A 12,525-nucleotide genomic window follows, 5' to 3' on the forward strand; every position below is an offset into this window, starting at 1 on the left:
AACCATTTCCTGACTCTTGCCCGGCGCGGACGACGTTACCTCGGCACGTGTCCCTTCACCGCATGCGCGCGTGCCCCGTAGGCGATGCGTCCGTCGGCATCCGCGGGCAGGCGCGCGCACACCCGGCTCTTGAGCGTCTCGACGTCTTCCGCCGTCATCGTGGCGATTGCAGCCCTCATCGAAGGGGACTTCAGGCTGGTCATCCAGAAGTCGTCAAAATCCGCGAATGTCCGACGCACGGTGATCTCCCGCGTGTCCACTGCTTCGAGACCGGCGCCGGTCCACAGGTCATGCATCGCATCCCGTCGGGACGCATCCAATTGCGGCGGGCGCGGGGGCGTAAGGTCCATCGCGCGCATCTCGACGAGGATCGGATCCAGTGGAAATCCGCCCCCCAGCATGTCCCACATATAGGCCGCGACCGTGCCGCCCGGCCTCACCACCCGAACCATTTCCGCGAGGCCTTTGGCCGGTTCGGGGACGAAGACAAGGACCAACGCCATCACGGCTGCGTCGAACCTGTCGGCGGGGAAGGGAAGTGCCATGGCGTCGCCCTGGCGGAACTCCGCCGCGCGAGACGCGGGTCGCGAGCGTGCAAAGGCCAACTGCCCTTCGGACGGATCGATCCCCAGGACCTCCACCGGGGCACACCGCTCGACCAGCAGTTCGGTGAAGGCCCCGCTGCCGCATCCGACGTCGATCCATCGCCAACCCGACGGCGGCGCCAGCCAATCGAGGAAGATCTCGCCGGCAAACCGGCTCCAGATCCCCATCATCTGCTCGTAGGCGGCGCCGTCATCGAAGCGAATCTTCTGTTCGACCATAGGTGACATCCTGCCATAGCCCGTTGGTCCACGAGCCCGAGAGTACCACCGTGCTGGTGTTTCCAGAACCGGAAAGCCGCAGCGTGCCAATCGTTCGCGCATGTTCTGTATAAAGAACAATTCGGTGCGTTGGGTGAGGAGAATGGGCAAGGGCTACCCTCCGTCTCAAGCCGGTCCGCGTGGCAGACAGAACAAATATCTCTCATTTAGTCCGAAAAGAGAAGATTTTGCTCGTTCGGGTTGTTCTAAAAAAAGAACGTTCCAATTGCTTTTCCGGACGTTCCGCCGCGATAATCCGTTCATCGTTCGGCCCAATGACCAGCCGTGCAGGGGATGTATCGTGACACTCAAATCTCGCCTCAGTAGCAAAGTCGGCCTTGCGGCCTTGGTTGGAGCCACGTTCCTGGCGGGCACCGCGCTATGGGGCAGTGGCGCGATGGCCGCCGGATCCGACGGCGCTCCCGTGAAGGGCGGCGCGCTGGTCTATCTCGAGCAGCAGCCCCACACCAATCTCTATCCGCCGGCGGGCGGGTTCTATCCGAACGGCGGGATCCTCAACCAGATCACCGACAAGCTGACCTATCAGAACCCCAAGACGCTCGAGATCGAGCCCTGGATCGCCGAGTCGTGGACGGTGAACGCCGACGCGACGGAATACACGTTCAAGATCCGCAAGGGCGTGACGTTCTCCGACGGAACCCCGCTCGATGCCGCCGCCGTGGCCAGGAACTACGACACGTTCGGGCGCGGCAACAAGGAGCTGAAGCTGCCGATCTCGGAGGTCATCAACAATTACGACCGCAGCGAGGTCATCGATCCGCAGACGGTGAAGTTCACGTTCAAGAAGCCGTCGCCGGGCTTCCTGCAGGGCACGTCCGTGATCGGATCCGGCCTCGTGTCCCTGAAGACCCTCGCGCTGCCCTATGAGGCCCTGGGCGATGCCACGAAGATCATCGGCTCGGGGCCGTTCGTCGTCGCCAGCGAAACGCTCGGACGCGAGCTCACGCTGAAAGCGCGCCCCGATTACAATTGGGGGCCGGCGAAACTCGAGCACCAGGGCCGCGCCTATCTCGACGAGATCAAGTACATCGTCACGCCGGAGGACAGCGTGCGCATCGGCGGCCTGTTGGCCGGGCAGGCCGACATCATTCGCCAGATCCAAGCCTATGACGAGAAGCAGGTCGAGGATGAGGGATATCTGATCTACGCGCCCTCGACCCGGGGCGTGAACAACAGCGTCGTCTTCCGTCCCGACAACCCGATCGTGGCCGATGTCCGGGTCCGTCGTGCGCTGCTGCACGCCACCAACACGGACGAGATCGTCTCGACCCTGTTCTCGGACAATTACCCGAAGGCGAGCTCGATCATCGCCAAGACGGCGCTCGGCTATGTCGACCTCTCGCAGAAGCTTTCCTACGACATCGAGAAGGCCAAGGCGCTGCTCGATGAGGCAGGCTGGAAGGTCGGCGCGAACGGCCAGCGTCAGAAGGACGGCAAGCCATTCGAGCTGTCGGCCTACGAATCCCTGCCGCAGCCGCAGAACAAGGAGACGCTGCAGCTGGTCGCTCAGCAATGGGAGAAGATCGGCGTGAAGCTGAACGTCCTCACGGCCGATTCGGGCAGCGCCGTCGTGAACAATCTCGATCCCGCCAAGGCGCCCGTCTCGCCGGCCATGGTAGGCCGGGCCGATCCGGATGTGATCAAGAGCCAGTACTATCCGACCAATCGCAATGTCCTGCTGCAGAAGGGCGGAAACAGCGACAAGGTCCAGTCCTTCGTCGACGAGAAGCTGAACGCGCTCCTGGATCAGCTCGCCTCCGAGCCGGATCGTGCCAAGCGCCTCGCGGTCGCAGGCGACGTCCAGAACTACGTGGTCGATCAGGCCTACGCCATTCCGATCTTCGAGGAGCCGCAGGCCTTTGCAGCCGCTCCTTACGTGAAGGGCGTGTCCTTCGAGGCGGTCGGTCGCCCCAGCTTCTACAACACCTGGCTGGCGCCCCGCCGCTAAGTAAATCTTCGGGCAGGCCGGGTGTCGCATGTGAACGACATCCGGCCTGCCTTTCGTCGATCACATCGATTTCCAGACAGGATCTCTCATGTCGCGATACGTGATTGGAAGGATCGGGCAGGCGGCCCTCGTGCTCTGGGCCGCGTTCACCGTTTCATTCGTCCTGCTGCAGGCCCTGCCGGGCGATGCCATCCTCATCAAGTTCCTCAATCCCGAACTCGGCCTCGGCCCGGAGCAGATCGCGGATATCCGCGCGTCCTATGCGGCGGACAGCCCGCTTTGGGTGCAGTATTTCAATACCGTCGTGAATTTCCTCACCGGTCATTTCGGCTATTCCATTCACGCGGGCGTCCCGGTCGGTGATCTGCTTCTCGCCAACCTGCCTCCGACCCTTTGGCTCGCGACGCTCGGCTTTCTGCTGTCGCTCATCCTCGCGCTAACGCTCGCCGCTCTCTCGGCGCTGTCTCCCTTCGCGTGGCTGCGCTCCTTCATCCAGTCGATTCCGGCGCTCTTCATCTCGACGCCCGTGTTCTGGCTGGGGATCCTGCTGATCCAGGTGTTCTCGTTCCAGCTCAAGCTCATTCCGGTCATCAACCCAGGACCGTGGGAGGCCCTGATCCTTCCCGTCGTGACATTGGCCGTTCCGATCTCGGCGCCGCTGGCCCAGATCCTGATGCGCAATATCGACGACGTCCTGACGGAGCCCTTCGTTGCGGTTGCCCGCGCCAAGGGAGCCTCCCATCGCTGGGTCCTGTGGCGGCACGTGGCGAAGAACGCCGTGCTGCCGACGCTCACCATCGGCGGCATCCTGTTCGGGGAGCTTCTGGCGGGCGCGGTCGTCACGGAAGCGGTGTTCGGCCTCAACGGCATCGGCGGGCTGACGCAGCGCTCCGTCGGCGATCAGGACATCGCGGTCCTGCAGGCGATCGTCGTGTTCTCGGCGGCGGCCTTCGTGCTCATCAATCTGACCGTGGACCTGCTCTACCCCGTCTTCGACCCACGCCTCAGAGTGAGACAAGGAGCTGTCGCATGACCGGCCTGAACGCGATCGGACGCAGTCTGCTGCGCGATGATGCGGATATCGTCAAAAGCTCCTCTCCGGGATCACGGCGGGTTTCATCGGGTATGCGTTGGCTGACGAGCATCAGGAGCATCCAGCCCGGTCTGGTGCTGGCCTGGATCGTCATGGCCGTCGTCGTGCTCTGGGCGCTGTTCCCGCAATGGTTCACCCGCTACAGCGCCACCGTCGGGGTTGCGCGCCAGCAGCTTCGCGCGCCCAGCGCTGAGCATTGGCTCGGCACCGATGCGCTGGGACGTGATCTTCTGGCCCGCATCATCTATGGCGCAGGCAATTCGCTCTCCGGAGCCTTCGTGGCCGTCGGCGTCGGCCTCGTGGTGGGCACGACGCTCGGCATCGTCGCCGGATCGGCGCGAGGCAGGATCGACGGCGCCATCATGCGCGGCGTCGACGTGCTGCTGTCGATCCCGCAGCTTCTTCTGTCGCTCAGCATCGTCATCCTCCTCGGGTTCGGCATCGTGAATGCCGCCATCGCGGTCGGTGTCACGTCGATCGCCAGCTTCGCGCGGCTTGCCCGTTCCGAGGTGGTGAGGGTCCGGGCCAGCGATTACGTCGAGGCGGCCTTCGGGAGCGGCGGGACGTTCAGCCGCGTTCTGCTGCGCCACGTCCTGCCGAACTCTCTGACGTCGGTGATCGCGTTCGCGGCCCTGCAACTCGGCTGGGCGATCCTGACCATTTCCACGCTGGGCTTTCTCGGTTACGGCGCGCCGCCGCCGACGCCGGAGTGGGGCCTGCTGATCGCCGAGGGCCGGAACTACATCGCGCGGGCCTGGTGGCTGACGACCGTCCCCGGAATCGTCGTCATTCTCGTCGTCCTGTCGGCGAACCGCATCAGCCAGTCCTTCGGAAAGGCCAAGGCATGACCGCCGCGATCAATATCAGGCCCGCATCCACGGATGTCTCGACAGCGCCGGTTCTCGAGATCGGCAATCTCGCCGTCGGTTATCGCGGCAGCGACGGGTTTCATCGGGTCGTCCACGACGTTTCACTGCTGGTGCGTCCGGGCGAAGTCGTGGCGCTCGTCGGCGAGTCGGGCTCCGGAAAGACCACCACGGCGCAGGCGGTGATCGGACTTCTCGCGGAGAACGGCCGATTGGAGGCCGGGACGGTCCGGCTCAACGGCACCGATATCGCGGGCTGGTCACAGAAGCAGCTCGACACCATTCGCGGCAGGAAGATCAGCCTGATCCCGCAGGACCCGACGAGTTCGCTCAATCCGGTCAAGACCATCGGCGCGCAGGTCGCCGAAGTGCTTCAGATCCACCGGCAGGGCAGCCGGGCGGAAATCGACGCTCGTGTCATCGAGCTGCTGGCGCGCGTCGGCCTCTCGCAGCCTGAGCTGCGCGCCAGGCAATATCCGCACGAGCTCTCGGGCGGCATGCGTCAGCGCGTCCTGATCGCCATTGCGATTGCCTTGCGCCCGGCCTTGATCATCGCGGACGAACCTACCAGCGCGCTCGATGTGACGGTGCAGAAGCGCATCCTCGACCTGATCGACGAGTTGCGCCGCGAATACGGCACGGCGGTTCTGTTGGTGACCCACGACCTGGGAGTCGCGGCCGACCGGGCCAACCATATCGTCGTGCTCAAAGGCGGACGTATTCAGGAGCAGGGGTCGACCTCGGAGGTCCTGGGTTCTCCGCGCAGCGAGTATACGCGCAAGCTTCTGGCCGATGCTCCCTCCCTCGGTAAGATTCTGCTCCGTACCCCGGGCCAGGTCCCCGCGCGTCAGCGGGAGCGATGACGCTATCGTCGTCGAGAACCTCGTGCAGGATTTCTCGGTCCACGGCCGCCGGGAGGCCTTCCGAGCGGTGGACGACGTTTCCTTCACCGTCCAAAGGGGAACGACCCACGCCATCGTGGGCGAGTCCGGCTCGGGCAAGACGACGACCGCGCGCAGCATCGTCGGCTTCCAAAGGCCCACGTCAGGACGCATTCTCGTCGACAATGTCGACGTGACGACCCTGCGCGGGGAAAACCTCCGCCAGTTCCGCAAGACGATCCAGCTCGTCTACCAGAACCCGTTCGCCTCGCTCGATCCGCGGCAGACCATCTTCCAGATCGTCGAGGAGCCGCTTCTGAATTTCGATCCCGTGCCGCGGGAGGATCGGGCGAGGAAAGTCCACGCCATTCTCGAGCGGGTCGGTCTTCCGCAATCGGTTCTGACCCGCAAGCCTCGCGCCCTCTCCGGAGGGCAGCGGCAGCGCGTCGCGATTGCCCGCGCGCTCGTGCTCGATCCGCAGGTCCTGGTGCTGGACGAGGCCGTGTCGGCGCTCGACGTCACGGTGCAGGCGCAGATCCTGGAACTGCTCGAGGAACTGCAGCAGGCCCTTGGACTGACCTACCTCTTCATCTCCCACGATCTCGCCGTGGTCCGCCAGATCTCGGACACGGTCTCGGTCCTGCACAACGGCCGCCAGGTCGACAGCGGCCGCGTCGGGGATGTGTTCCTGCGCCCGGGCAGCGCCTACACGCGCGACCTCATCAGCGCGATTCCCGGACAGCGCGATGTCAACCAGAACTAATTCCAGAAGGCCCAGTGGAGCAAACCGATGACAAATTCCTCGCACCGACAACGCCTCGGGTTCTTCACCCGCCTTCTGGATCAGGCCAGTGCAGGCGAGCGCTACCGGTTGGCCGCCGAGCAGATCGGTCATGCGGAGCGGCACGGGTTCGACTCGGCCTGGGTCGCCCAGCACCACTTTCATGAGGCGGAAGGCGGTCTCCCTTCTCCGCTCGTCTTCCTGTCCCACGTGGCGGCGCGGACCTCGAAGATTCGCCTCGGCACGGGGATCATCACCCTGCCGCTCGAAAATCCCATTCGGGTGGCGGAAGACGCGGTGGTGCTGGACCTCCTGTCCGGTGGTCGTCTCGAGGTCGGCGTCGGAACCGGCGGCACGCCGTCGTCCTTCACGGCATTCGGCCTCGACAGCACCAACCGCTCGGAGATCTACGATCGAAATCTCGCCATCGTGCGGGACGCCTGGGACGGTCGACCTCTCGAGGGAGGCGATTCAATCTATCCGGCTGCACCTGGCCTGAACGATCGCGTCTGGCAGGCGACCTTCTCCGTCGGGGGAGGAATCCGTGCCGGAAAAGCCGGCGACGGCCTCATGCTCTCGCGCACGCAGCCCCGGCCTAAGGACGCGCCTCGAGCCTCTCTCCCGGACATTCAGCATCCCATCATCGATGCCTATCTCGAGGCGCTGCCCGAGGGCCGGGAGCCGCGTATCGTCGCCTCGCGTTCGCTGTTCGTCGCGGACAGCAGGGAGGAGGCGCTGCGCCTCGCGGAAAAGGGATTGCGCCGCGTCGTGGCCGACTTCGCCGCCAAGGGGCACGTGATCCCGGGCGACACCCTGGTGGACATCATTGCGGCTCTCGACACTCACGTGGGCACGCCCCAGGACGTGATCGAGAGCTTGAGCCGAGACACGACCCTGCCACGGGTGACGGACCTCGTGTTCCAGGTCCACTCGATCGATCCTCCGCACGAATACATCCTGCGGTCGATTGAACTGATCGCAAGCGAGGTCGCCCCGGCGCTCGGCTGGCAGAACCCGGCAGGCAAGCCCGAGAAGCGCGTCGCCCTCGTGCGTTGAACCAGCCACGTCAACAATCGGCACGTTAACAATCGGCACGTCAACAATCGGAATGTGAGAAGACCATGAGCACCATCATATCGGACGTCATCGATCATCTTGCCGGGATTCAGCCGGGTTCGAGCCTCGACACGTTGCGCGACCAGCGGCAGCAGGCCCGGGAGAACGCGCAGAAGAGCTTTCAGGCGCTGTTCGAGCCGGAGTTCCCGGGCAATGTCACGGCGATCGAGCGTTACGCCGTCGCTACCTTCGTGGCAGGCCTGCATCGTCAGCCTCACGTGACCGCCTTCTATGCCGCCTCCCTGCAGGAGCTCGGACATCCCAGGCTGACCGACGCGATCAAGGCGGAGATTGCCCGGGGTTCCGTCGAGGGCCCCTATGGCCGCTATCCGCAGGGTCCTCTCACGGTCGAGGACAAGGAGGGCCCCGTCTACAAGGTCTCCGCGGACAACCGGGAGAGCCTCGGACAGCGGCTCGCCGCGGCGCTCGAGCATGCGCATCTGCTCGTCTTCCATCCGCGGGATGCAAGCCCGACCGCCTTGCAGAAGCTGCTCGATGCCGGCTGGTCGACGACGGATATCGTGACCCTGTCGCAGCTGGTGGCGTTTCTGTCCTTCCAGATCCGCGTCGTCGCGGGCCTGCGGGCTCTTGCGGGCTCGTCCGCAATCGACACCACCGATGCGGAATACACGCAGATCTTCACGGGCGTCCTGGCGTCCGGCGCCGTTTGAGAAGGAACGATTCCATGACCGAGAAAACCCTGTCGCATCCCGACAACCGGGAGCCCACGGCATTCACCCAGGAAGAGCTCGGCTGGGCGCCCTGGCTGGAGCCGTTCCCCGCCGATCAGCTGACCGAGAGGCACTGGGCCGGTCTCGTCGATGCGTCGCGCGCCAAGTCGCCATACTTCCTTCTGCTCGCCCGCGATCCGGATATCCTGCAGGCCAGGACGAAGACGGACAAGGACATCTTCTACAACACGAGCAACGGCCTTCCCCGCGCCGAGCGGGAACTCGCCGCGACGGCGACCTCGCGCTCCAACGGCTGCATCTTCTGCGCGTCCGTCCATTCCCGGTTCGCCACGCAATATTCCAAGCGCGGCCCCGACGTTCAGCGTCTTCTCGACGAGGGCGTCGAGGCGGATATCGACGGCCGCTGGAACGCCGTCATCGAGGCTTCCGTGGCGTTGACGGATACGCCCATCGCGTTCGGCGACAGGCAGATCGAGGCGCTGCGTGAAGCGGGACTCGACGATTTGGAGATCGTGGACGTCATCAACGGTGCGGCCTTCTTCAACTGGGCCAACCGCTTGATGCTCTCCCTCGGCGAGCCGACGCCGCCGGCCGGACGGTGAGGCGACGCTTTCAACTCTCTCACCTCATCCTGAGGAGCCGCTGAAAAGCGGCGTCTCGAAGGAGGTTCCAGAGAGCCAAGAATCCTCCTTCGAGACGCAGACTTACGTCTGCTCCTCAGGATGAGGGTTGAGCTTCCAAAAACCTGGATGGCCGGGCCTGTCCCGGCCATGACGGGAGGAGCAGTGGTGCGGTTAGACGATGGAAAACGTCGGAAGAGCCGCGGCCCCTCAATCCCCGCCCCACGTCATCACTGGGCTTGTCCCGGTGATCCCGATTGGAGGAGCGCGGCGTTTCAAACAAACGAGATGGCCGGCACAAGGCCGGCCATGACGTCCAAGAAGTCATCAACGGTCTCTGCGACCCCTTAGCGCTCCGCCGAACGACGGGATCCGCCGTCGATCTGCTGGCCGAGCAGCGCGATCGCCTGCTGATAGACCGATGCCGCGTTCCAGGCCTGGATCGCCCTGAAATTGGGTTCGCCCGGCTGGTATCCTGCACCGGCAAGCCAGCCATTGGCCTTGAGGAAGTTGGCGGTTGCCGCCAGGGCGTCGGCCGTGGTGTCGAGATTGCCGCCATTGCCGTAGTTCAGGATGCTCTTGGGCATGAACTGGGTCTGGCCGATCTCCCCGTGCATGGAGCCGCGCGCGTTGCTCGAGAGGGCTCCGCGGTCGATCAGGGTCAGGGCCGCGTAAAGCTGGTCGGTGAAGAATTCCGGCCGGCGGCAGTCATAGGCGAGGGTCGCCACGGCCGACAGCGTGTGCTGGTTGCCGCGCTGGCTCCCGAAGGCCGTCTCCATGCCCCAGATGGCGATGAGCGGCCCCGGCGGGACGCCGTAGCGCTGCTCGAGGGACGCGAACAGGGCGGCGTTCGACTGCTTGAGCGAACGCCCGCGCGAGACGATGACCGGACCGCCCCGCTTGGCCAGGAACTGATCGAGGGACAGCCGGAAGCTCTTCTGGCCGCGGTCGGCCCGGATCGTGGTCGTCGCGTAGTTCGTCGCCATGAGGGCGGAGATGGTCGAGGCGCTGATGCCCCTGGCCCGCGCTTCCTGGGCGAAATCCTGCTTCCAGTCCTCGAAACCGGCCGCGCTGTTGCCGCATTGCGCAGCGCCCGCTGCCCCGGCCATTCCCACCAGCGACACCAAGCCCGTGACGGCGGCGATCCCGTATTGCCAGCCCCTCATCATTTCGATCTCCTTACACGTCGTTTTACGTCGGGTGAAACGTTGCCGCCTCATCCCGGCCAAGTTGAGGCATCATGGTCAAGCTTCGTAACGTTTAGTCCAGATTGACGGTTCCCAAAGCGAAGCCCGTCTTGTCCTGTGTGATCCAGACCACTCCCTCTCCGAGCATCAACCCCTTGTCCCGGACGAAGACGCTCTCGAACGTGGATTTGGCGACCGCTTCCCGGATTGCGGCGTTCATGACGGTCTCCTTCGCGGCGATCAGCTGCTCGCGGTTTCTGATCGTGCGTCTGACCTTGCCCGTCACCATCAAGGGATAATGGCTCACGCGGGAGAGAAGTTCGGCATCTCCGGACCGGAAGGCCGCCTTCACGCGCCTGAAGCCGTAATAGGCCGCATAGGGATCGAAGTCCTGAGCGCGGTAGCTGGCCTCGATGTCCGGGCTCAGCTTCGGCCGCGAAAAACCGGTCTCCGGCGTCCTGACCGGCAGGTCGAGGGACCGCCGCAATTCCCGCACGAGGAGGTTCAGGGCTCTCTGGCGGTCGTAGAGCGTCTGGAGTTCCGGGGAGCGTGCCCGACCGTCTCCGGTCGCGAGCGATCCCGTGATCTCCTGCCTGACCGCCTTCGGGTCCGACCCGGCGTTGCGCCGATCCCGGGACCCGGCCCTTTCGTCCAGTTTCGCATCGAGCTGGTTCCTGGCGACCCAGACCCTTTCCTCGACCTCGGCCAGAACCTCTTCATGCGACGCCCTGAAGCCGGGACCCCGCCCGAGGTCGGACGGCAGGGCCTTCATGGCGTCCTGGGGCTTGGGGCCTTTCGGCTCATCGGACGGATACCGCGGATCGATCTTGTAGGTCCTGCCGTAGACCCGGACGAAGAACGGATCCGCGTGAGCGGGAAGAACGACGGAAAGAGCCAGCAGGCAACCGAGCAGCCCGAGGATTCTGGCGGTGAAGCCGGTCATTGCCGTCTCCGCTCGATAAGGAAATCGGTCGACGCAGTGTACACTGCGACGTCAAAGGGTGAAACGGCCGAACGACATATCGAAACTGGCATCGGAGCCTACCGGGTTCTTCGCCTCGTCCCTCGTGGCGGCGCCTGCAGGCGATAGCGCTGCATGTCGGTGCGGTCCCGGTCGGCGATCTTGTCCTGCCGCTCGCCGGCCAGGACGGCGACGATGTCGTCGCGGACCGCCGGGAAGATCCGATAGTACTGGTGGCTCTGGAAATCATGTCGCGGGTCGATCGCGTCGCTGACGTCCACCGCCGTGACCTTGTCGCTGATCATCGCCATGTTCTCCGGTCCGTCCACGCCCAGGCGCGGGCCGTTGAACTTGGTCACGGAGCTCAAGGTCGAGAGGATCCAGTCCTTCTGGGTGTGATAGACGGTGACGCGGGTGCCGAGGCGCGGCAGATATCGCAGCTCCCTGGCATCGTCGAAGGCGTCCTCGTCCTCGTCGGCGGCGGCCAGGACGATCTGGTCGAAGGTGCGGCGCAGACGATTGGGATCGGGCGCCTCGGTCGGCAGGGCCACCAAGGCCGGGAGAGGACGCTCCTGGGCATCCGGCGCGGGAGAGTCGACCGTGCGGACATATTCGCGCGGCTCGCCCTGAGGCACCTGCATCAGGGCCTGCACGGCATACCGGAACGCGTAATTCCCCATGCTGTGGCAGATGAGATGCAGCGGCTGGCGGCAAAGCGCCTGGTGGGGAAGATTGTCGATGAAGTCGTAGAGAATGCGCATCGTCCGGGCGATGGCCACGCCGGAGGCCCGCGCGGTGCTGCGGTCGTGGAAGTAGTCGTTGTACGGCAGGGGCGTCGGCAGGAGCGTGCCGATGGAAGGCCAGGTGAACGCGAACACGTTCGCATCGATGCCGTAGAAGTTGATGATCGTTGCGGCGCGCTCGATGGCCTCCTTGAAGGTGTTCGAGAAGCCGTGGATCACCACGAGGGTGGGACGTCCTCCGTCCTGCATGTCCTGTCGCAGCTTTTCGAAGATGTCACGGCTGCCGCGCTGGATCGTCGGTCCGATGAGCTGCTCCGGCGCCACATAGAGTGAACCCGAGATGAAGCTGGAACTCGTTGCCGTGACACTCGCCTCAGCGCTGCCGAACCGCACCGCCGTGCCGTCGATGGGCCCGAGCTCCGAACCGAAATCGATGATCGCACCGCTCCCGTCAGTGAGCGGCATGCGGTTGGTTGCGAAATAGACCGTCACTTTCTGCGCCATGACCCGTCTCTCCACTCAAGAGAGTGTCGCACGTCCAGGGCGAGGTGTCAGCCTGATGAGGCTTCGGACGAAACCCGCGGATGAGGAAGGGAGAATCCCGATCATGAGCCGGATTCTCCCTTCCTCATCTGCATATTCTCATTGCTTGCTGGATGCGGGACACTCACTCCCTCGTCATCACCGGCCTTGTGCCGGTGATCTCGATGAATTGGAGCGCCGCGCTTCGCATGATCGGGATGGCCGGCACAA

Annotated in this window: 12 protein-coding genes; 8 read left to right on the forward strand and 4 right to left on the reverse strand. The window is 64.6% G+C overall.

Translation table 11 applies throughout. From position 1 onward, the window contains the following. Window positions 1–35: 35 nt before the first annotated feature. On the reverse strand, window positions 36–824 hold the full coding sequence (locus tag ACD578_RS06970) for a class I SAM-dependent methyltransferase (protein WP_404291966.1): 789 nt from the start codon (window positions 822–824) through the stop codon (window positions 36–38). A gap of 436 nt (window positions 825–1,260) precedes the next feature. Between ACD578_RS06970 and ACD578_RS06975 the strand changes: the two genes are divergently transcribed. From ACD578_RS06975 to ACD578_RS07010, 8 genes are all read left to right on the forward strand, one after another. Further along, window positions 1,261–2,832, forward strand: coding sequence for a TIGR04028 family ABC transporter substrate-binding protein (locus tag ACD578_RS06975; protein WP_404293741.1), 1,572 nt, complete (start codon window positions 1,261–1,263; stop codon window positions 2,830–2,832). 88 nt (window positions 2,833–2,920) lie between these two features. Beyond that, a complete protein-coding gene (locus ACD578_RS06980) occupies window positions 2,921–3,865 on the forward strand; it encodes an ABC transporter permease (protein ID WP_404291967.1) in 945 nt (314 codons plus the stop codon). A 92-nt stretch (window positions 3,866–3,957) separates the two neighbouring features. Beyond that, window positions 3,958–4,773 (forward strand): ABC transporter permease, encoded by an 816-nt coding sequence (locus tag ACD578_RS06985; protein ID WP_404293743.1) that lies wholly within the window; start codon window positions 3,958–3,960, stop codon window positions 4,771–4,773. Then, entirely contained in the window at window positions 4,770–5,654 is an 885-nt protein-coding gene (locus ACD578_RS06990) for an ABC transporter ATP-binding protein (protein ID WP_404291968.1), read from the forward strand. The genes ACD578_RS06985 and ACD578_RS06990 overlap by 4 nt, the downstream gene beginning before the upstream one ends. A gap of 22 nt (window positions 5,655–5,676) precedes the next feature. Next, window positions 5,677–6,435 (forward strand): ABC transporter ATP-binding protein, encoded by a 759-nt coding sequence (locus ACD578_RS06995; RefSeq protein ID WP_404291969.1) that lies wholly within the window; start codon window positions 5,677–5,679, stop codon window positions 6,433–6,435. Between the two features lie 27 nt (window positions 6,436–6,462). After that, window positions 6,463–7,509, forward strand: a complete 1,047-nt coding sequence (locus tag ACD578_RS07000) for a putative FMN-dependent luciferase-like monooxygenase (RefSeq protein WP_404291970.1) — start codon at window positions 6,463–6,465, stop codon at window positions 7,507–7,509. 65 nt (window positions 7,510–7,574) lie between these two features. Next, complete coding sequence (locus ACD578_RS07005) at window positions 7,575–8,240, forward strand: CMD domain protein (protein WP_404291971.1); 666 nt, start codon at window positions 7,575–7,577, stop codon at window positions 8,238–8,240. A gap of 14 nt (window positions 8,241–8,254) precedes the next feature. Then, window positions 8,255–8,863 carry an alkylhydroperoxidase domain protein gene (locus ACD578_RS07010; protein WP_404291972.1) on the forward strand — a complete coding sequence of 203 codons (609 nt, stop codon included), beginning with the start codon at window positions 8,255–8,257 and terminating at the stop codon, window positions 8,861–8,863. Window positions 8,864–9,228: 365 nt separating this feature from the next. On the opposite strand, the gene ACD578_RS07015 is transcribed toward ACD578_RS07010, so the two are convergent. The 3 genes from ACD578_RS07015 to ACD578_RS07025 all read right to left on the reverse strand — a co-directional run bounded on the left by ACD578_RS07015 (window position 9,229) and on the right by ACD578_RS07025 (window position 12,276). Continuing rightward, a complete protein-coding gene (locus ACD578_RS07015; RefSeq protein ID WP_404291973.1) occupies window positions 9,229–10,050 on the reverse strand; it encodes a lytic transglycosylase domain-containing protein in 822 nt (273 codons plus the stop codon). A 91-nt stretch (window positions 10,051–10,141) separates the two neighbouring features. Beyond that, entirely contained in the window at window positions 10,142–11,011 is an 870-nt protein-coding gene (locus ACD578_RS07020; RefSeq protein ID WP_404291974.1) for a hypothetical protein, read from the reverse strand. A gap of 98 nt (window positions 11,012–11,109) precedes the next feature. After that, window positions 11,110–12,276: an alpha/beta fold hydrolase gene (locus ACD578_RS07025; protein ID WP_404291975.1), complete on the reverse strand. Its 1,167-nt coding sequence runs from the start codon at window positions 12,274–12,276 to the stop codon at window positions 11,110–11,112. Between the last annotated feature and the right edge of the window lie 249 nt (window positions 12,277–12,525).

The organism is Microvirga sp. RSM25 (assembly GCF_044784385.1).
In the GTDB taxonomy this organism is placed as follows: Bacteria; Pseudomonadota; Alphaproteobacteria; order Rhizobiales; family Beijerinckiaceae; genus Microvirga; species Microvirga tunisiensis.